The organism is Mycobacterium sp. E1715 (assembly GCF_001667625.1).
Lineage (GTDB): Bacteria > Actinomycetota > Actinomycetes > Mycobacteriales > Mycobacteriaceae > Mycobacterium.
In genome coordinates this window covers 1-17,952 of the sequence record NZ_LZJJ01000448.1, presented here as the reverse complement: position 1 = coordinate 17,952, position 17,952 = coordinate 1, and the positions used below count along the sequence as shown (strand labels likewise).

Sequence of the window (17,952 nt, the reverse complement as noted above, 5' to 3'; positions counted from 1 at the left end):
GGCCCGGTTGGCCTGCCGACGCTCGGCCGCATCATCGGTGACGGTGTCGAGGGGAAAACTTGCCGCGGGGTCGCGGACGCCGTTGACGAGGTGCATACGGCAAGCATGCCCGAACGCGCGCCGGCGCCCCACCCCGCTGGGCCGGCGTTTCCGCGACCCGCTCGGGGGTGGGCCTCGGGGCGCGGCGGGCGTCGTCGCGTGTTTCGGCACCCGTTGCTGCGGTCGGGCGATAACTCGGCATAAATGCCGTTTCCGTTAATTATGGCGGAGTTTCGCGCGGTCGTCACCGGACAGGAAGTTTGCCGATTGCCGAGCGCCGAACCGGCGCGTGTGTAAAAGTATCGAGTGGCCGAACCATTAACCGATCGGCGCGTACACAAATACCGACGGCTAGAAGTTGATCCCACCCTGAGGAGCCACCATGAAGAACATCGCACGCTTGACCGGCCCAGTCGCCGTGGGTTTGGCGAGCATGGCTGTCATCGCCGCTCCCTTGGCGAATGCGGACGCGACGGATGACGTTTTCCTGCAGGCGCTCGGACAGCAGGGAATCACATTCCCCAACCTGTCGAATCAGACGGTCGTCAATGCCGGACATGGCGTTTGCCAGGACTGGACCAATGGCGCGACGCTGGCACAGACATTGGCCGACGTAAAGAGTGCGCTGCAGTTATCTGACAACAATTCGGGTTACTTCATCGGCGCGGCAACGCAGTCGTACTGCCCGCAGTACGTCAGCAAAGCCACGCAGAGCTAATCGGGGTTCCGCGGTAACTTCTTCTGGTCTGGGCGAGTGCTGCCGTCGGGCGACGAGCCAAAACGCCTCGGCAGCAGCATGAACATCACCGGGAACCGTAGTCGCGCGTCGCGGTGGGAGAGTTCGAGGAACACGGTCTCTATCTCGATGTTCCGGATCGGTTGTCGCTCCATCATCAAACGCGTGCGCAGGTGATGCGGGCTTTTCAGCCACTCGACCAAATTCATGCCCGCGACTCTACCCTTCTGACGAAAGTCATTGCGGGGTCGAATGATTTCCCTGGATCACGTCAGCGGGCGTTCAGCTGGCTGGTGATGTCCGTGGTGTTCGTCTTGCCGTCGTGGTGGTGATCGGTGGTGTTGCGGCATTGTCCGTACAGCATGATCTGCCCGTAACTGTGGTCGGAGGGGGAGTAGCTCATATTCGCCGTCACCCCATCCTTGTTCAGCGTGGTGCCGAAGTAATGCTGTCCGGGAGGGGCGCCGTCGTTCCAGCCATGAGCCACCATCGCGGCGTGCACCTGCTGGAAGTACGCGTCGGGGTCGCCCTGCAACAGGAAACTCATGGTGACGGTGCCCATGTAGGGCGGATCTCCCTGGTCGTTGCAGGAGGCGAACGAGAAACCCCCGCTGAGTCCCCGCAAATTCGCCACGGCCGCAATCTGTTTCGCCGGATCGACAACCTGAGCCATGGCCTGGTCGTCGGTCAGGGGATGCGCGGAATCATCCACCGGATGAGAGGAACCGGGGGAATGTTGTTTGGGCGACATGGAACCGCATCCTCCTATCAACAGCGTGACGACGGCCGCCAGCGCGGCAAGCGCTGCCTGCCGCGACCGCTTGCGCCGGCGCTCAATGGTGGTGCTGGCCATCGAAGAAGTGATTGTCGGTGACAGAACCCGGCGGGCGGTTCCACTCCGGGTCGACGACCGCCGGGGTATGTGGTCCGACGGTGACCGGGGGGAGCCCGGGAATCCTGATTTGGACGCCGCCTATCTGGTGACGATGTCCGGCCGTCAGGCCGTCGGCTTCCAACGCGTCTCCGTGGCCCGAGACGATGTCGGCCATGCTGTGCAGCGCCTCGCTTCCGGGATAGTAGTAGTGCGAATGGTCGTGGGGGTTAATGCCGTTCGCGCCGGGCACCTCGGCGCGGAACCGCGTCGATCCGAAGCCGTCGACGGCGGGATCGGCGCCCAGGCCGGGGTCGCTGCCCATCACCTGCCCGACGATGTCGTCGCCGAAGAAGTGCTTGCTCAAGCCATTCAGCTGGCCGAGCATTCCGACCGGGTCAGTGGAGGCGTCCCCGACGAACACATGACCGCCGTCCAGGTGGAAATCGGCGGCGCTTTTGGCGGCGTCGGTGCCCGGACAGCCGAGCAGCACAGCGTCATTGGCGTGCATGCCGTGCATGGCGAAGGCGTCGGCCACGGTCGTCGAACCGTAGGAGTGGCCCAGCACCGTGACGTGTTGTCCGCCGCCGAGATGTGTCGCCCACAGTCCGTTGACGTCCTGCGCCAGCGCCGCGCTGCCGGTCCGTGCGAGTTCGGGTGTGGAGATGCGCTGCACGTCGGAGAAGTCGTTGGGGGCGTCGTACCCCATCCAGGCGATCACGGCCGTCGGGTTGGTGGGGTCGGCCGCGTTGGCTTGAGCGAAGAGGTTGATGGCGTCGTTGTGACCGTCGTGCAGCCATCCGCCCTTCACGCTGCTGCTGGTGCCCGGCACGATCACCGCCGTGTTCTTCGCGGTGTCCGGGTTGCCGATGGCGATCGCCGCGCGGCCCTTGCCGCCGAACGCCAACGGGTCGTAGGCGAACAGGTAGGTCGGATTGGGGTGCCGCGGATCGTTGCCCGCGTCGTGGTCGAGCCCTTGCTTGGTCTCGTTGGCGTTCTGGTAGCGGGTGATGTCGGTCGGCGAGAGGCCGTATTTGGCGGGGTCGTGCAGCACGTCGTCGACGGTTACGCCGCTGCGGGAGGCGATGTCGCGCACCCGGTTGAGGTCACGGGTCATCACGGCGATGTTGGCGTCGCTTCGGGCCAGGACCGGGACGCCGTTGAGATTGCCGATCTGGTCCGGGTTTTCGGCGATGAAGCGCTGCCGCTGCTCGGGTGTCAGTGACGTCCACCAGCGATGCACGTCCTCGGGGTTGGTGTCCGGCGCCGGAATCTGCGTGTCGGCGTCGACTTGGCGCAGCGACTCGGGGTCGTATCCGTCGGCACGCAGATTGCCCAGCGACTTCTGCAACGTGGCCGAGTAGCCGTTGCGCAGCGCCTGCAGCTGCGCCAGCGCGGCCTCGGTGTCGCTGATGGCGTCGTCTTCGCACGCGTGGATGAGGGCGTCGAGCGCCTGCCGGTCGGCCGCGCTGAGGTGGCTGTCCTTTTCCATGTCGACCGCCTGCCCGATCAGGTCGTCGAGCTTCTGCAGCTCGCCTTCCAGCGTGGCGATCTCGCCGGCCCCGGCCTTTTGCGCCTCGGCCAGGGCGGCCGCGATGTTCTCCAAGTCGGCGCCGATCTTGGGCAGCTGGAGGGACTGGGCGCCCAGCGCTTTGATCACGCGCTGCACTTCGGCCGAGCCGTTGATCGGATGGTCGCCGTTCTGGTGGTTCCAGGCGGCGTCGAAGCGTTTGCGGGCTTGTTCGAAACTCTCGTTCGCTTCCTGGGTGCAGCGGCCCGCCTGGTGGAAAGCCTCGGCGAGATTCGAAATCTGAAACGGGCTACCGGCTTGCAGGCTCTGGTTGATCGCCCAGGGATCGCCCCCCGCTTCGGCGATCAGCGCCGGGACGCTTATGTACCGGAGCTGCATCGCACCGCCTGCTGTTTTGCGGCGTCACCGCCTCCCATGTCGGTGAACTTTACTATCGAACGCCCTCTTACACGCTTCACCCCGAGCGCGGTCTGGGGGCGCCGCATGTTGTCCGCAGGCCGGCCGCACGGCCGATTGTCAGGAATTCTCCAGGCCTTCAGCAGTTCGGACAATTAGCATTCGAATCGTGAACGCGCGGGCCGAAGGCTAGCGAATCGCTCTGGTGGTTCCCCAAGCACCGGAATCGCGATGAGGAAGTCGGCAGCGATATTTGTCGCCGTTGGGACTGTGATGCTCAGCGGAGCGACCGCTCACGCTGACTCGCCGTCTCCCGGCCCGACGCCGCCGCCGGGCACGCCGAAATGCCTGACGTTCGACGGCCCCCAGCTGAACTGGCTGCCGTGCGGGTGGACCACGGACGGGCGGAGATGGACTCCGCCGCCGCCACCGCCGCCCGCGGGCTGACACTGAAGCCTTGAGCGATGCCGACTATTCAGCTTTTCATAAGCTGCAATTTCCCTGCCTTTCCTATTCTTCGTTTTCTCGCCGCGTTTGCGACCGTCGACTGACGGCGGCGTCGCCACCGGCGCGAGGAAAGGAAACGCATCGAATGTCCTTACGTCGCTGGCTAACCCGGTTGGCCGTTCCCGTCACGGCTGGCGCCGCCCTTCTCGCCAGCGCCGGCATCGCGGCCGCCGATCCCCTCGACGACGCCTACCTGGCCCAGCTGCGGGCCCAGGGTTTCAATTGGCCGCCGGAACACGACGCCGCCCTCACGGGAATGGGGCGCCTCATCTGTGACGACCTGGGCTGGGGTTGGACGTATGACCAGATCGCTCAGAGCATCCACGCCAACCTGGATCAACGGAACGTGACGTTCGGAGACGTGCATTCCATGGTGGCCCTCGCGCATTCGACGTACTGCCCCTTGCAGCGGTGTTGGACAGACCACTGCTGAAATTGGCGAGCCCCGGCGGGTTTCGGTAATGGGTCGATAAGGAAGCCGCGGGATCCTTTACGAATTGCCCATCGAGTTCTTGCGTCCATTTCAAGGACGTGGCCTTTGGTCCCGGTGTAGCGTCCCGATCAATTTCATATGGGGCGTGGCAGAAAGACCAGGCGATGAGATCAGCAATCGCGGCCGCGACGGCAGCCGTTTTTGCCTTCGGTCTGAGCACCGCCGCGCCCGCTCAGGCTGAAACGACCGGCACCGTCAAAGCGCCGACCACCAATCGCATGACCGGCCCCACCTCGAAGGCAGGCCAGGAGGGCGTCTACAACGCCGGCCAGGTCCTGACCCTCGTTTGCCATACCGCGGGCGAGCCCGTGAAGGGCTTCTTCAGCTACCAGATCTCCAACGGCGGTTGGGACAGCCTCTGGTACAAGACAACTGACGGTCATTACGTCGCCGATGTCGACATCGACACGCGCACTCTCGACGCGCTCGGGCCGGACTGCGCCGGCGGCGCGGCGGCGCCCACCTCCAACGCCGGCGAGGACAAGGCGGCGCACGCCCTCGCGTGGGCGCGCGACCAGATGGCCAGCGACCCGAACAACACCGTGCAGTGCGAGGCGTTCGTCGAACAGGCCTACAACCACGCGTTCCGCTACCCCTCGGCGATGGATGCGTTCAACGACCTCAATCGCAACGGGCAGATCCATACCAGCCCCGACGGCATCCCGGAGGGGGCGCTCGTTTTTACGAGCAATCCCGGGTTCGACCACGGCACCGGACACGTGATGCTCAGCGAGGGCAACGGGCAGTACCTGACCGCCAATTACTTCACCCCGCCGCACATCCGGGAAATCAGACCGAGCCCGAACGACACGCAAAACATCTTTCTCGGTTGGGCGTACGCGCCGTAGCTGCGACGGCCGGCACCGCCTGTGGTACTCACGACGACATGGACAATCCTTCACCGGGCCCGGGATGGTGGCTGGCGTCAGACGGCAAGTGGTACCCGCAGCAATGGGAGTACACCTGGGATTACCGCGAGGGGGACACCGCGATGGACGAGATGAAGCTGAGGGCCGATGAGCTCGGTCGGCTGGGGTGGGAGATGGTCGGGCTGGACGCCGACCACCGCGGAGCCTTTTCCGTCGCATGTTTCTTCAAGCGGCCGATTGCGCCCTGAACCCGGGCGCGAGACACATCGGTGAGGCGTCGCCGGCACAAGTGGGTAAACAACGCAGTAACGCGCCGGGCGCGTCGGTTGTGCAAACAGCTCACTAGTTGAAAGGCGGCATCAGATGGCTCGTGACGAGGGGGGCCGGTGGGACGTCGGCATCAAGGACGACGCAGTTTTCGTTCAGCGTGTCTCGGACGCCGACGAGCAATTGTTTCTCGATTCGCTGGACTCCGATGAGGCCCGGAAACTAGCCGAGCTGTTGACGAAATTCGCGGACAAGCTCGACAACTCCGACAAATCGGACTCCGAAAAGTCCAAGGGCAAGGACAAAGACAAGAAGGACGAGGGCAAGGGCAAGAAGGACGACAAGGACTCGAAGGACGACAAGTCCAAGAAGGACAAGTCCAAGGACGACAAGGACTCCAAGGACGAGGACGACAAGGACGACGAGGACGACGAGGACGACGAGGACGACGAGGACGACGACGAGGACGACGACGAGGACGACGACGAGGATTCCAAAGACTCCAAGAAGTCGTCGGACTGAGTCCACTCAAGCCGCGGGCCACTTCGTCGCCCGGCAGCCGTTGTCTCTCAACGAGTTTCGGCCACCGACTCTTCGGCCAGGGTCGCGCTCAGGTTGCGGGTCGCGGAAGCGAGCTGCGCCCCCATGCGGGTTACCGCCGCGCCGCTCATCGGCTCCGCGCTGGGGACCAGGCTGAGCATCAGGGCGATGCGGGAATCGGGTCCCAGGATGGGGGAGTCGATGTGGCTCACCTCGTAGGTGCGGTCCGGCTCCAGGCTGACCGGGAACCAGTCCTCCTGGTGGATCAGCTCGTCGGTCAGTTGCTGCGCCAGCTGGCTGAGCCGCGAGGAACGGACCTCGGCGCTGCGCACGATCAGCGCCAGCTCCTGCAGGCGCAGGTCGGGCAGGAGGTGAAGACCGACCGCGTAGCCGCGCTGTTGTGCTGCCGCGATGGCCCGCCCGTAGCGGTCCCGCACGTCCTCGGGCAGCGCGGCCAGCCAGCGCTCCCGCGCCTCGGCCCCGGCAAAGGCAACGGTCGAGGCGCCGTAGGGCGGGCGATGGGGGAACTGGGTGCCGGTGGGCATCGGATGCCCGCCGCCGCGGCGGCTACGAACCTGATCGACCACCGTCGAGTGGTCCTCGCTCACCGAGAACGCCACGCAGTGCGCGCCCGTCGCGGCCGACAGTTCGGCCATCGCGGAGCGGGCCAGCACCAGCGCCGGATAGCGCCCCGCCGCCTCCCGGCCGAGGCGAACCAGGGCGGGACCCAGGTGATAGGTCTTGCGAACCGGGTCGCGCAGCAGCCAGCCGGCTCGCAGCAACTCGGACAGCATCGAATGGCAACTGGCCTTATGGACGCTCAACCGGCGCGACACCTCGGCCAGCGTCATGCCCCGGCTCGTGTCGCCCGCGAGCTGCTCGAATAGGGCCACTACCCGCTCGGTTTGCGGGGAGGGACGCGGCGCCATGGGCGCAATGGTCGCATAGTGCGACTGCTTGCGATGTGATAAGCGACTATGTGACGATCGCCACAATGAATGACCTACCGGGCAAGGTGGCGGTGATAACCGGCGGAGCCGGGGGCATCGGCCGGGCCATGGGCAGGCGGTTCGGCCAAGAGGGCATGAAGGTGGTGCTGGCCGACGTCCTCGCCGAGCCGCTGGACCAGGCGACCCGGGCGCTCGCGGACGAGGGCATCGAGGTGGCCGGCGTGGTCACCGACGTCACCGACTATTCCTCGGTCGAGTCGCTCGCCAAGGAGACGATTTCTCGCTTTGGCGGCGTGCACGTGGTGTGCAACAACGCCGGCACCGGCGGGGTCTCCGAGGGTTACATGTGGGAGCACGATCTGGCCGATTGGCGCTGGGGGATCGATGTCAACGTGTTGGGCGTCATCCATGGCATCAAGGCCTTCGTGCCCCTCCTGCTCGAACGGGGCGAAGGGCACGTGGTCAACACCTGCTCGGGCAATGGCGGGTTCGCGCCGATCGCTCGCGGGGCCATGGGCGGACCGGCCACGGCGGTCTACCCGATGACCAAGGCCGCGGTGCTCTGTCTGACGGAGAGCCTCTACACCCACCTGGAGATGACGGGGACGGGGGTGCGGGCGCACGTCCTGTTCCCCGGCGGCTTCTTGAACACCGGCATCTGGGAATCGTGGCGACACCGACCGCGGCGCTACGCCGCGACGCAGCAGCGTCAGACACCCGATCAGACCTTGGCGAAGGTGGTGGCCCGCTTCGAGGCCGCCGGTGCGCATGTCGAGTTCACTCCGCTCGAGACGGTCGCCGACCTGGTGGTGGACGGCATTCGCGCGGAGCGCTTTTGGATGATGGGGCCACCCACACCGGCCGATCAGGTCGTGAGCCGAAAGGCGGCCTCGATCCTGAATCGCGGCACACCCGATTACCTGGTCGACGTCCTCGGCCGAAGCGCCGAGCGGGCTGATGAGACGGAAGGAGAAAAGCGTTGAGCAACAAGGAAATCCGTTACGGTCCTCGCGCACCGGAGGCGCAGGTAGACCATGAGATCGATGCCACCAAGGCGCCCATCGCCACCGAGGCGGTGACGGTCACCTACCTCACCGATCCGGACATCGTCGCGGCCGTGCTGCCCAAGCCGCTGCAGCCGGGGGCCGAACCGCTGGTGCGGGTTCAGCTTCAGCGCGTGCGCATCGAGGGCAGGCCGCCGTTCGGGTCGGCGGTGTTCTCGGTGGCCGCCCGGCACGGCGAACGCGAGGGCGACTATCCCCTCTTCATGCCCCAGTCCACCGAACAGTCGGTCACGGGCGGGCGCGAAACATTCGGCGAACCAAAGAAACTGGCCCACATCGAGGTGGAGCGCGACGGTGATCGCGTCACCGCCGCCGTTGACCGCTTGGGCTATCAGCTCATCAGGGTGGTCGGGCAGGTCGCCGGCCCGGCGGAGCTGCCGCCCGACCAGGTGAACACCGAGTTCTACTTCAAGTTCCTGCGCGCCCCCGACGGCGGCGGTATCACCGACCCCCACCTGGTCTACGGCGAATACCATCGGCACTACGAGCTGTTGGAGAACATCGACGGCACCCTCGAGTTGGGGGAGTCGCCTCTTGACCCGGTGGCCGACATCGTGATTCGCGAAATCCGGTCGATCACCTGGTGCCGTCGGCGCACCATCCAGGTGGGCCGGATCGCGGCCCGCGTGCCGCAGGAATGGCTGCTGCCGTACGTGCACCAGCGCTACGACGACGTGGCCCTGCTCGCCGCCCCCGGGCCCGAGCCGGCGCGGGTGTAGGCGCATGGACCGGTACACGGTCATCTCGGCCGATTGCCACGCCGGCGCTGACCTGCTCGACTATCGCGACTACCTCGATCCGCACTATCGGGATGAATTCGACAGCTGGGCAAGGACATACGTCAACCCGTTCGGCGACCTCAGCGAGCCCGACGCCGAGCACAACTGGAACAGCGACCGGCGAAACTCGGAGCTGGACTCCGACGGCATTGCGGGGGAGGTCATCTTCCCCAACACCGTGCCGCCGTTCTTCCCGCACGCGAGCCTGGCCGCCCCTCCGCCGGAGACCGCGCGGGAGCTCGAGCTGCGCTGGGCGGGCCTGCGCGCGCACAATCGCTGGCTGTCCGACTTCTGCTCGTTGTCACCCGAGCGGCGGGCCGGCGTCGGCCAGATCCTGCTCGGGGATCTCGACGAAGCCATCGCCGAGCTGGCGCACATCGCCAAGCTCGGCCTGCGCGGCGGGGTGTTGCTGCCCGGAATCGCCCCGGGCACCGGCCTTCCCCCGCTCTACGCCGAGCATTGGGAACCGCTGTGGGCGGCGTGCGCGGAGGCGGGCCTGGTGCTCAACCACCACGGCGGCAACGCCGGCCCCAGCCCCACGGACGGGTGGGGCAGCTCGTTCGCGGTGTGGGTGTACGAGACGCACTGGTGGGCGCACCGGGCGCTGTGGCACCTGATCCTCAGCGGCGCACTGGATCGCCACCCGGACCTCACCGTGGTCTTCACCGAGCAGGGCGCCGGCTGGATACCGGCAACCCTCGCTTCGCTCGACGTCGCGGCGGCGCGCTACGGGCGTGCGAGCTCGGCGATCGCCCGGTTCGCCGGGCCCACCGCCGGTTCGCTGCGTCTCAAGCCCAGCGAGTACTGGGCCCGCCAGTGTTACGTGGGCGCCAGTTTCATGCGTCCAGTCGAATGTGCCGAGCGCCAGGCAATCGGCGTCGACCGAATCATGTGGGGGAGTGACTACCCGCATTACGAGGGGACCTTCCCCCACAGCCGAGAAGCGCTGCGGCACACCTTCTCCTGCGTCCCGGCCGACGAGGTGGCGGCCATCGTGGGCGGCACCGCGGCGGCAGTCTACGGCTTCGACCTCGAGGCGCTCGCGCCGCTGGCCGACCGAATCGGCCCGACCGTGGCCGAGGTCGCCGAGCCTCTGACCGCCGTGCCCGCCGGCGCGAGCAGCACCGCCTTCGAGCCCGACCCGATCCGTACCTGGTAGCGAAAGGACGCCCACCGTGGACCCGTACGTCATCATCTCCGCCGACACCCACGCCGAGCTCCCGACCGAGCGATACCGCGAATACGTCGACCCCGAATACCGGGACGACTTCGAGACCTACCTGGCCGAGAAGACCGCCGCGGCGCAGGCCGGTGGATTCATCGACGAGCAGTTCGCGCAGGAATGGTTCTCCGAGAACGGGGAGGGCATCGCGGGCGGATGGGATGTGGCGCTGCGCGACAACGAGCTCGACGGCGACGGGGTGGTCGGCGAGGTCATCTTCCCCGACGCCGACGCGGTGACCGGGGTCGCCGGCGCGCCGTTCGGGGCCGGCCTGGGCCAGTCGGGCGACCTGGACCCCGGGCGCGCCATGGCCGGGGCGCGGGCCCACAATCGCTGGTTGGCCGAGCTGTGCAGCCACAGCCCCGAACGTCGGGCCGGGGTCGCGGTGGTGCCGATTCTGGCGGACGTCGACGCGGCCGTCGCCGAGATCACTCGCGCGGCCGAGTCCGGGCTGCGGGGCGGGATCCTGATCCCCGCGCGCTGGGTCGGCTATCCGCCGTATCACGACCGCCGCTACGACAAGGTCTGGGCCGCCTGCCAGGACCTGCAGATGCCGGTGCACACCCACTCCGGTCCGGCCCCCCAGGAGGAGTACGGCGGGCACCTGGGGATCTATGTCACCGAGGTGCGCTGGTGGGGGGCCCGCCCGATGTGGTTCGCGTTGTGGTCGGGAGTGTTCGAGCGATTCCCCCGGCTGCGCTGGGGCGTCACGGAGTGCGGCGCGTTCTGGGCCAACGATCTGCTCTGGCTGATGGACACGCGGTACCTGCGTGAGCATTCGGCCAAGAAGATGAGCCATCAGATGGAGGGCGACCTGACGATGCCGCCCTCGGCCTACTTCGACCGGAACTGCTTCATCGGCGCCACCACCACCGAGCGCCGGGAGCTGGCGCGGCGCTACGAAATCGGCGTTTCGAACCTATTGTGGGGCAACGACTTCCCTCATCCGGAGGGGACGTGGCCGCACACCCTCGACTGGCTGCGCCGCTCCTTCTGGGACATCCCGATCGAGGAGACCCGGCAGATGCTCGGTCTGGCGGCGGCGGAGCTCTACAACTTCGATCTGGGTGCCCTCTCCGGGCTGGCCCGGCGCATCGGCCCGTCGCCGGAGGACCTGGGTCAGGACGACGCCGTCAGCATCCCGAAGTGGGAGGCGGCCCGCCGGACCGGACGCCACTGGCTGACGGACGCGGAGCCGATTCCCGATTTGGTGGAGAGCTGAGGGGAGCGAATCTTCTCGCGGATGCCGACAATCGGCCAGAACCTTGCCCGCGATGTATCGGCGGATGACTATTGAAGAGGTACGGCCGCAGAGGAGAAACAATGGCATCGCACCGCTGGAGAAATTGCGTCGGTGTATGCGCCGCGTTGCTGCCGATCACGCTGTCATTTCCCGCTACCGCCCTCGCCGACAATCCGTCGTGGAACGGCCAGTACGCGATCACGTTCATGGTTGGTCCCAAGGCGGGCACCAGCATGGCGGTGGGCAATCCCGAGGTGCAGCACACCGAGATCTACGGTTTGCGCTCGAGCTGCACGAACGGCAAGTGCGTCGCCACGATCGTCAGCGGCCCTCCACCGACCAACCCGACGGTTCCGCAGCCCGTCCAGTTCACCTGGGACGGAAAGTCGTGGTCGCAAACCAACGATTTCCAGTGGGACTGCATGATGCCCGACACGTCGATCCAATGGAATCCGGCGCGAGCCACGGTCACCTACACGCCCCAACCCGACGGATCGCTCGACGGTCTGATGCACACCGACATTTTGAGCGGCGCCTGCCAAGGCACGATCGACATGGACATGAAGGCTGAACGCGTCTGAATTAACCCCGACACCGCGACGGCTCAAATTCCGCAAACCCGAGACACCCTTTGGCCGCCCGAATAGCCTCGATCTAGGTTTGGGCGCAACCCACTCCGGCTCTCTTGTAACGGTCTCCGGAAGAGATATCGAAAACTGTCCAATCGGCGGGGATGGTCCACCTGCAGGGCGCACCCACCGGGGAATGCGACCGCAAAGGAAGATCATGACCACACCCGACCGCCCCACCCACCCAAGACTGACAAGAGTGGCCGCCGGCGCGGCTCTCGCCGGCGGATTGGCGATGGCCGTTATGGGGCTGACCGCGGCCACGGCCAACGCCGATCCCGCGCCGCCAAACACCCCCAGCCCAAACCCCACCGCTGCTCAAAATCCGCATTCGGAATCGGGGCTCTGCAACCAAACCGTGGTCCCGCGCGGCGCCCCGGCGCCGCCCCCGGGGTACTGCGGGTAAGGGTCGACCAATGAACTGGGCGACGCTGCTGACCAACGCGCTCGTACCTCTCGCGTCGGTGATTTCGAGCGCCACCGTCGCGATTTGGACGAAGCGCATCGACGCCAGGAACAAGGAGGAAGACCGCCGCCACGAACGCGTCCTCGACTTCGAGAAGCGGGCGGCCGACGACAAGAAGGCCGTGTTGAAGTCGCTGATTTCGGCGACCATCTACGTCAAACGGGCGGCTCAATACGAGGGGTCCGGCACCGCCGAGGAGGTCGCCAGCCAGCGCCGCGCCGAGGCCATCCGAGAGCTCTACGACTTCCGCATGCGTCTCGGCCTCGACGACGGGGTGGCCGAGCTGATGGTCTACGCCGCGCCACCGGTGCGCGACGCGGTAAGTCTCCTGCTCGACGAGTGGGACCGCCAGTTCCGGGAGCATGGGTATTCGCTGACCCAATTGGATTCGTGCAAGCGACAATTGGCGCAGACGACGGCCTGCCCCGCCCCGCAGGAGGACGTCACCGTGTACTACGAGGGCGAACTCAAATGGTCGGAGCTGAGGAGGGTGGAGATGGGGTGGCTGGACCGGTTGGGCCGGGACTCGGATCTCGACCTCGAGGCACTCGTGGAGTTGTGCGACCGCACCCTCGAGGCGGCGCACAGGGACTTGCGCGGCGGATACGGGCTCGACTTCTGACTCCTGCCGGCGCCGGGATGCTCCCCCCTGCCGACCGGGCGTAAACCGTCTGCTGGTTTTTCGGCGCGGCGGCTGGGTACCCTTATCCCCGTGCGCTTCGTTCCCGTTGCCGCCGCAGTCGGAGTAACCGTCGCGATGATGGCGGCGGCGCCCGCTCGTGCCGATTTGAGCGGTTACGGAAATTGCGTGGGAAGCATTACGCAAATCCCGCTGTCGGAACACGACTACCAGAACCAGCAGCTCCTCGGGGTCATTGAGCAGGATCTCAACTCCGGTGTTTCTCCGGCTGCCGAAGCGCAGCGGGTGTCGCACATGGGGTTCGACCCGCGGTTGGCCAATCGGATTGTGGAGTGCGTGGTTCAGGAACGCCCGTAGGCCGGCACGACTCATTCGGGTGACCCACACGTGGGCCACCACCGCGTTTCACGGTGGCGGCCCGGTGGTGTCAGTGTGATCGCGCGGCCTACGCCTTCCGGGTCAGCACCGGCAGGTGGTTGGGCGGTGAGGCCGGCGGACGGGGGTGCGTGCGCGCCGGCGCGTCGGTGACGACCGTCTTACCGTTGGTGCACGTGACGAGCTTTCCGGCGACGATGACGCCCTGGCCCTCGTCGATCGGGATGTCGTAGCCGTCCGGGTCCGTGTAGTGGCATCCGCCGCCCCCGCCGGTGGGCCCGTTGGGCTCGGCGAAAGCGGTGGCAGGCGCCACCGCGACAATGGCCAGCGCGCCGAACAGCGTGGCGGCGTACCGGAAACGAATCGATCTGCGGGCGGTGTTCTTCATGGTGATCTCCTGTAGGTCGTCGCGGCCCGTCGTTCGGGCCGCGTTCATCGACTTGGAGCTACCAGCAGCACCGAAGGGGACACTTTCGCCGATCCAAAGGTGGCACTTTCGGTACCTGTATCGCCAGGGTCTCCCCAGGGCCCCCACATGCCTGTCAACCTGGTTTAGATGACGGAAAACCAAGTCGCATCGCGCACAAGACTTTTCGATCTCAGTGGAAAGTACGCACTGGTCACTGGTGGCACCAGGGGTATCGGGCTGATGATAGCGCGCGGCCTTCTGCAGGCGGGCGCCCGCGTCGTCATCAGCTCACGCAATGCAGACGCGTGCGCGGGGGCGCGGCAGCAGTTGTCGAAATTTGGTGACATTCAAGCGATCCCCGCCGACCTGTCAAGCTACGAGGAGTGTCAGCGCCTCGCCAATCTCGTGACGTTGAACTCGGAACGCCTGAACATTTTAGTCAACAACGCGGGAGCGATGTGGCGCGAACCGCTGGCAACGTTCCCAGAGGAAGCCTGGGACACCGTGATCGACATCAACCTCAAGTCGCCGTTCTGGCTGGTGCAAGCGCTGCTGCCCGCACTTCGCAGATCGGGCACCGCCGATGATCCCGCTCGGGTCATCAACATCGGCAGCATCGCCGCCATCCACGTCGCCCAGTCGCCCAACTATTCGTACGCCAGCAGCAAAGCGGCACTTCATCAACTCACCAGAGTGCTTGCCAGGGAACTCGGCCCGCAGCACATCACGGTGAACGCAATAGCGCCGGGCCCCTTCCCGTCGCAGATGATGGCGTCGACGCTCGATGCCATCGGTGACGCGATTGCGGCGGCGGCCCCGCTGCGTCGGCTCGGCCGCGACGACGACATGGCGGGTGTCGCCGTGTTTCTCGCTAGCCGGGCCGGGTCCTACCTCACGGGCACCATCATCCCGGTAGACGGCGGCATCGCGACGACCGCGTCGGGTACTTAGGCGCCGGCGCCAGGCTTTCCAGCGGTCCCTCGTGCACACCTGTAAGCCAGGTCTCAACGCAGTCATCGGGGCACTCGCAGTGCCTCCCTCAGATTGCAGAGCGGGCCTACGGTAAGGGGATGGCCACGATGGATCTACGCGCCGAGATCCGGGAGTTTCTCAGCTCGCGTCGCGCCCGCATCGCACCCGAGCAGGCGGGCCTGACCGCCTACGGCGGCAATCGTCGGGTCAAAGGTCTGCGTCGCGAAGAGGTAGCGCTACTGGCGGGCGTATCTGTCGACTACTACGTGCGCATGGAACGCGGCAGCCTCGCCGGCGCCTCCGACGGCGTGCTCGACGCGTTGGCCTCTGCTCTGCAACTCGACGAGGCCGAGCGTGACCACCTGTTCCACCTCGCACGCCAATCCGGTGGGCCAAGCCGCCCACGCCGGCACAAGCCGGCCGTGACGGTGCGCTCGACACTGCAGCAGATGCTCGACGCCATCTCCGATGCGCCAGCCTGTATCCACAACGGCCGTTATGACGTGCTCGCCATGAACCAACTAGCCCGCGCGCTGTTCTCACCGGTGCTGGCCGATCCGCGACGGCCAGCGAACACAGCACGGTTCGTCTATCTGCACCCCGAGGCGGCCCGAGAATTTTTTGTCGACTACGACCAGATCGTCAGGGACGCGGCCGCGAAGCTGCGCATGGAAGCCGGCCGCAATCCGCACGACGAGGAGCTGATCGCTCTAGTCGGCGAACTGTCAACGCGCAGTGAGCTATTCCGGCAACGGTGGGCATCTCAGGACGTGCGGCTGCACCGGTCGGGCCGCAAGCGTTTGCACCATCCAGTCGTGGGTCAACTCGACTTGGACGTCGAGTCTTTGGAACTGCCCGACGAACCCAACCTGCGCCTCAACGTATACACCGCTGCCGCGGGTACGCCGACCGCGGATGGTCTAGCGCTACTAGCGTCGTGGGCGGCCACCCAACAGATGCTGGCGACCGAACTCTAAGCACCCGCAATCGCTGTTTCCCCCGCGAAGGTGGGTAAAGCGTCGACGTGTTGGATGCTCGGGTGATTCACATCCTTCGGTGCATGGGATTCTTCAGGTTTCGCAGATCCCGAGCACTTCGAGCGGATGTGTAGAGCCAAAGAGGTGGATCCAAGCGCTATTTGGTGACTCAGTTACAGGGCCGCTAGCCGCGCGGACGGTGCAGCCAAACGGTTACTCCGCGGGGTATTCCCAAATGTTCGTATGGTTCAACTCATGGTGATGTACACACACCATCGTCTTGCCCTGCCCATCCGTCGTTGGAGGCGCCCCGAACGGACACTGATCCCCCGGCGCCGGCGACAGCGGCGACAAGACCAACGCGCCAGTAATAAATGCGAATATCATCGTCGCGGTCCTTTCGCTAGCCGCTGTCCCTAGCACGATCTCGACACCAGCAGAGTTCAAAGAACGCGATGCCGTGGTCACGGCGTCACCGTGAGTGTTGTGTCTGGCGATCTCGCGACGCTCTTCACGTTCGTTGATGGGTTGGCGTCGACGGCGTGCTAATCGTGGGTGGTGATGATGGGATTGAGACGTACGTATGTTGCTGTACGTCTCTTTTCTCAAGCAGATCTCTTAGAGACGAAGACCCAGGAGTTATGGGTTTAGTCACCCGGGAGGGTGGCTATTGCATGCCACTGTTAAGTTCGCCTAGTTACCAGGTCTCACCTGGGGTGATACTGGTGCGCGATACTGGGATTGAACCAGTGACCTCTTCCGTGTCAGGGAAGCGCTCTCCCGCTGAGCTAATCGCGCCGGGATCAAAAGCTGGAGGTGGAGACGGGAATCGAACCCGTGTGCACGGCTTTGCAGGCCGTTGCCTCACCACTCGGCCACTCCACCGCTGGGATTGATGCCACTTGCACCTTCGAGCGGATGACGGGATTCGAACCCGCGACCCTCACCTTGGCAAGGTGATGCGCTACCAACTGCGCTACATCCGCGCGCCTCGGACGAGATCGTCGCCCGTTGCGAAGCACGACGATAGTCGACGTGAGCGGGCACATACAAATTTCTCGGTACGAGCCGCGTCCAGGCTAGCGCAGACCCCGACAGGCGCACGCGGCCCATGCTGGGGAGCCGGTCCGTGCTAGTCTTCGACGTCGTTCGCCTCTCGGCGCCGGTCCCGTGGCTCAGTGGGAGAGCGTCCGCTTCACACGCGGAAGGTCGCTGGTTCGATCCCAGCCGGGACCACCACAAGTTGGCTGTTCGAGCCCAAATTTTCCCGCCATCGCCCCAGGTCCTTCCGCGATATGGTGTCACGACCAGTGCAAGGCGCACCGGCCTTACTCGCGAGGACAGAGACCGTCGATGGCCGACGTGGATGCAGAGGCGATCCAGCAGGATCTGATCGCCGGGGTCGCCGCGGAACTCGACTTTGAGGGTGTCGAGGAGATCGGGCGCGGCGGATTCGGGGTGGTCTACCGCTGCGCTCAGCCTGAACTGGACCGCCGGGTGGCGGTCAAGGTGCTCACCAACGACCTTGACCCCGACAACCTCGACCGCTTCCTGCGCGAGCAGCGCGCGATGGGCCGGCTCTCCGGTCACCCGCACATCGTCACGGTCCTGCAGGCCGGCACCACCCGCAGCGGCCGGCCGTTCATCGTCATGCCCTACCACGACAAGGGGTCGCTGTGGGGCCTGGTCAGCGGCCAGGGTCCCCTGCCCTGGCCCGAGGTGCTCAGCATCGGCGTCAAGCTCGCCGGGGCGCTGGAGGCCGCGCACCGCTCCGGCATTCTGCACCGCGACGTGAAGCCGGGAAACGTCCTGCTGACCGACTACGGCGAGCCGCAGCTGACCGACTTCGGCCTCGCGCGGATCGCCGGCGGGTTCGAAACCCGCGCCGGGGTGGTCATCGGTTCCCCCGCGTTCATCGCGCCGGAGCTACTCGAAGGCGCCACGCCGACAACCGGTTCCGACGTCTACTCGCTGGCC

The 17,952-nt window shown here is 66.0% G+C and carries 20 protein-coding genes, 4 tRNA genes and 1 pseudogene; 16 read left to right on the top strand and 9 right to left on the bottom strand.

Annotated elements, in window-relative coordinates:
• A pseudogene (locus A9X03_RS30915) lies at positions 1-96 on the bottom strand (cation transporter); the annotation flags it as partial.
• 325 nt (positions 97-421) lie between these two features.
• On the opposite strand from A9X03_RS30915, the gene A9X03_RS22235 reads away from it, so the two are divergent.
• On the top strand, positions 422-757 hold the full coding sequence (locus tag A9X03_RS22235) for a DUF732 domain-containing protein (RefSeq protein ID WP_067751509.1): 336 nt from the start codon (positions 422-424) through the stop codon (positions 755-757).
• Here the strand turns inward: A9X03_RS22235 and A9X03_RS22230 are convergent.
• From A9X03_RS22230 to A9X03_RS22220, 3 genes are all read right to left on the bottom strand, one after another.
• On the bottom strand, positions 754-984 hold the full coding sequence (locus tag A9X03_RS22230; RefSeq protein WP_067751513.1) for a hypothetical protein: 231 nt from the start codon (positions 982-984) through the stop codon (positions 754-756). The genes A9X03_RS22235 and A9X03_RS22230 overlap by 4 nt on opposite strands.
• 62 nt (positions 985-1,046) lie before the next feature.
• A complete protein-coding gene (locus A9X03_RS22225) occupies positions 1,047-1,628 on the bottom strand; it encodes a hypothetical protein (protein ID WP_067751516.1) in 582 nt (193 codons plus the stop codon).
• On the bottom strand, positions 1,609-3,555 hold the full coding sequence (locus tag A9X03_RS22220) for an alpha/beta hydrolase (protein WP_067784217.1): 1,947 nt from the start codon (positions 3,553-3,555) through the stop codon (positions 1,609-1,611). The genes A9X03_RS22225 and A9X03_RS22220 overlap by 20 nt, the downstream gene beginning before the upstream one ends.
• A 610-nt stretch (positions 3,556-4,165) precedes the next feature.
• On the opposite strand from A9X03_RS22220, the gene A9X03_RS22215 reads away from it, so the two are divergent.
• From A9X03_RS22215 to A9X03_RS22200, 4 genes are all read left to right on the top strand, one after another.
• Positions 4,166-4,513 (top strand): DUF732 domain-containing protein, encoded by a 348-nt coding sequence (locus A9X03_RS22215; protein ID WP_067784756.1) that lies wholly within the window; start codon positions 4,166-4,168, stop codon positions 4,511-4,513.
• Positions 4,514-4,677: 164 nt separating this feature from the next.
• Positions 4,678-5,421 carry a hypothetical protein gene (locus tag A9X03_RS22210; protein WP_067751525.1) on the top strand — a complete coding sequence of 248 codons (744 nt, stop codon included), beginning with the start codon at positions 4,678-4,680 and terminating at the stop codon, positions 5,419-5,421.
• Positions 5,422-5,459: 38 nt separating this feature from the next.
• Positions 5,460-5,690, top strand: coding sequence for a hypothetical protein (locus A9X03_RS22205; protein ID WP_067751528.1), 231 nt, complete (start codon positions 5,460-5,462; stop codon positions 5,688-5,690).
• 115 nt (positions 5,691-5,805) lie between these two features.
• On the top strand, positions 5,806-6,231 hold the full coding sequence (locus tag A9X03_RS22200; protein ID WP_068263002.1) for a hypothetical protein: 426 nt from the start codon (positions 5,806-5,808) through the stop codon (positions 6,229-6,231).
• Positions 6,232-6,278: 47 nt separating this feature from the next.
• Here the strand turns inward: A9X03_RS22200 and A9X03_RS22195 are convergent, their stop codons facing one another.
• A complete protein-coding gene (locus A9X03_RS22195; protein WP_067784764.1) occupies positions 6,279-7,178 on the bottom strand; it encodes a helix-turn-helix domain-containing protein in 900 nt (299 codons plus the stop codon).
• 65 nt (positions 7,179-7,243) lie between these two features.
• On the opposite strand from A9X03_RS22195, the gene A9X03_RS22190 reads away from it, so the two are divergent.
• From A9X03_RS22190 to A9X03_RS22160, 7 genes are all read left to right on the top strand, one after another.
• A complete protein-coding gene (locus A9X03_RS22190) occupies positions 7,244-8,182 on the top strand; it encodes an SDR family oxidoreductase (protein ID WP_068014981.1) in 939 nt (312 codons plus the stop codon).
• On the top strand, positions 8,179-8,982 hold the full coding sequence (locus A9X03_RS22185; protein WP_067751540.1) for an acetoacetate decarboxylase family protein: 804 nt from the start codon (positions 8,179-8,181) through the stop codon (positions 8,980-8,982). Before A9X03_RS22190 ends, A9X03_RS22185 begins: the two co-directional genes overlap by 4 nt.
• Before the next feature lie 4 nt (positions 8,983-8,986).
• A complete protein-coding gene (locus A9X03_RS22180) occupies positions 8,987-10,201 on the top strand; it encodes an amidohydrolase family protein (protein ID WP_067751543.1) in 1,215 nt (404 codons plus the stop codon).
• A 16-nt stretch (positions 10,202-10,217) separates the two neighbouring features.
• Positions 10,218-11,486 (top strand): amidohydrolase family protein, encoded by a 1,269-nt coding sequence (locus A9X03_RS22175; RefSeq protein ID WP_068263000.1) that lies wholly within the window; start codon positions 10,218-10,220, stop codon positions 11,484-11,486.
• Positions 11,487-11,587: 101 nt separating this feature from the next.
• Positions 11,588-12,088, top strand: coding sequence for a hypothetical protein (locus tag A9X03_RS22170; protein ID WP_067751549.1), 501 nt, complete (start codon positions 11,588-11,590; stop codon positions 12,086-12,088).
• A 464-nt stretch (positions 12,089-12,552) separates the two neighbouring features.
• Complete coding sequence (locus A9X03_RS22165; RefSeq protein ID WP_067751552.1) at positions 12,553-13,224, top strand: hypothetical protein; 672 nt, start codon at positions 12,553-12,555, stop codon at positions 13,222-13,224.
• Positions 13,225-13,314: 90 nt separating this feature from the next.
• A complete protein-coding gene (locus A9X03_RS22160; protein ID WP_156736970.1) occupies positions 13,315-13,599 on the top strand; it encodes a hypothetical protein in 285 nt (94 codons plus the stop codon).
• 88 nt (positions 13,600-13,687) lie between these two features.
• On the opposite strand, the gene A9X03_RS22155 is transcribed toward A9X03_RS22160, so the two are convergent.
• Complete coding sequence (locus tag A9X03_RS22155; protein ID WP_231969363.1) at positions 13,688-14,053, bottom strand: hypothetical protein; 366 nt, start codon at positions 14,051-14,053, stop codon at positions 13,688-13,690.
• Between the two features lie 120 nt (positions 14,054-14,173).
• Here A9X03_RS22155 and A9X03_RS22150 point away from each other — a divergent pair, with 120 nt between their 5' ends.
• Together A9X03_RS22150 and A9X03_RS22145 are read left to right on the top strand one after the other, a co-directional pair.
• On the top strand, positions 14,174-14,977 hold the full coding sequence (locus A9X03_RS22150; RefSeq protein WP_067891755.1) for an SDR family oxidoreductase: 804 nt from the start codon (positions 14,174-14,176) through the stop codon (positions 14,975-14,977).
• A 119-nt stretch (positions 14,978-15,096) separates the two neighbouring features.
• A complete protein-coding gene (locus A9X03_RS22145) occupies positions 15,097-15,975 on the top strand; it encodes a helix-turn-helix transcriptional regulator (protein ID WP_067891758.1) in 879 nt (292 codons plus the stop codon).
• Between the two features lie 723 nt (positions 15,976-16,698).
• On the opposite strand, the gene A9X03_RS22140 is transcribed toward A9X03_RS22145, so the two are convergent.
• From A9X03_RS22140 to A9X03_RS22130, 3 genes are all read right to left on the bottom strand, one after another.
• A tRNA-Val gene (locus tag A9X03_RS22140) sits at positions 16,699-16,773 on the bottom strand.
• A gap of 13 nt (positions 16,774-16,786) precedes the next feature.
• Positions 16,787-16,860: transfer RNA gene (locus A9X03_RS22135), tRNA-Cys, on the bottom strand.
• 28 nt (positions 16,861-16,888) lie between these two features.
• Positions 16,889-16,961: transfer RNA gene (locus A9X03_RS22130), tRNA-Gly, on the bottom strand.
• A gap of 178 nt (positions 16,962-17,139) precedes the next feature.
• On the opposite strand from A9X03_RS22130, the gene A9X03_RS22125 reads away from it, so the two are divergent.
• A tRNA-Val gene (locus A9X03_RS22125) sits at positions 17,140-17,214 on the top strand.
• 114 nt (positions 17,215-17,328) lie between these two features.
• Positions 17,329-17,952, top strand: a 624-nt coding sequence (locus tag A9X03_RS22120) for a serine/threonine-protein kinase (RefSeq protein ID WP_156746634.1), incomplete at its 3' end; no start/stop codon positions are given.

Bases quoted from the DNA above. Each gene is read 5' to 3' on its own strand.
- A9X03_RS22195 (WP_067784764.1), bottom strand. From the start codon at position 7,178: ATGGCGCCGCGTCCCTCCCCGCAAACCGAGCGGGTAGTGGCCCTATTC.
- A9X03_RS22165 (WP_067751552.1), top strand. From the start codon at position 12,553: ATGAACTGGGCGACGCTGCTGACCAACGCGCTCGTACCTCTCGCGTCG.
- A9X03_RS22200 (WP_068263002.1), top strand. From the start codon at position 5,806: ATGGCTCGTGACGAGGGGGGCCGGTGGGACGTCGGCATCAAGGACGAC.
- A9X03_RS22150 (WP_067891755.1), top strand. From the start codon at position 14,174: ATGACGGAAAACCAAGTCGCATCGCGCACAAGACTTTTCGATCTCAGT.
- A9X03_RS22235 (WP_067751509.1), top strand. From the start codon at position 422: ATGAAGAACATCGCACGCTTGACCGGCCCAGTCGCCGTGGGTTTGGCG.
- A9X03_RS22210 (WP_067751525.1), top strand. From the start codon at position 4,678: ATGAGATCAGCAATCGCGGCCGCGACGGCAGCCGTTTTTGCCTTCGGT.
- A9X03_RS22145 (WP_067891758.1), top strand. From the start codon at position 15,097: ATGGCCACGATGGATCTACGCGCCGAGATCCGGGAGTTTCTCAGCTCG.
- A9X03_RS22155 (WP_231969363.1), bottom strand. From the start codon at position 14,053: ATGAACGCGGCCCGAACGACGGGCCGCGACGACCTACAGGAGATCACC.
- A9X03_RS22190 (WP_068014981.1), top strand. From the start codon at position 7,244: ATGAATGACCTACCGGGCAAGGTGGCGGTGATAACCGGCGGAGCCGGG.
- A9X03_RS22170 (WP_067751549.1), top strand. From the start codon at position 11,588: ATGGCATCGCACCGCTGGAGAAATTGCGTCGGTGTATGCGCCGCGTTG.
- A9X03_RS22230 (WP_067751513.1), bottom strand. From the start codon at position 984: ATGAATTTGGTCGAGTGGCTGAAAAGCCCGCATCACCTGCGCACGCGT.
- A9X03_RS22220 (WP_067784217.1), bottom strand. From the start codon at position 3,555: ATGCAGCTCCGGTACATAAGCGTCCCGGCGCTGATCGCCGAAGCGGGG.
- A9X03_RS22205 (WP_067751528.1), top strand. From the start codon at position 5,460: ATGGACAATCCTTCACCGGGCCCGGGATGGTGGCTGGCGTCAGACGGC.
- A9X03_RS22180 (WP_067751543.1), top strand. From the start codon at position 8,987: ATGGACCGGTACACGGTCATCTCGGCCGATTGCCACGCCGGCGCTGAC.
- A9X03_RS22225 (WP_067751516.1), bottom strand. From the start codon at position 1,628: ATGGCCAGCACCACCATTGAGCGCCGGCGCAAGCGGTCGCGGCAGGCA.
- A9X03_RS22215 (WP_067784756.1), top strand. From the start codon at position 4,166: ATGTCCTTACGTCGCTGGCTAACCCGGTTGGCCGTTCCCGTCACGGCT.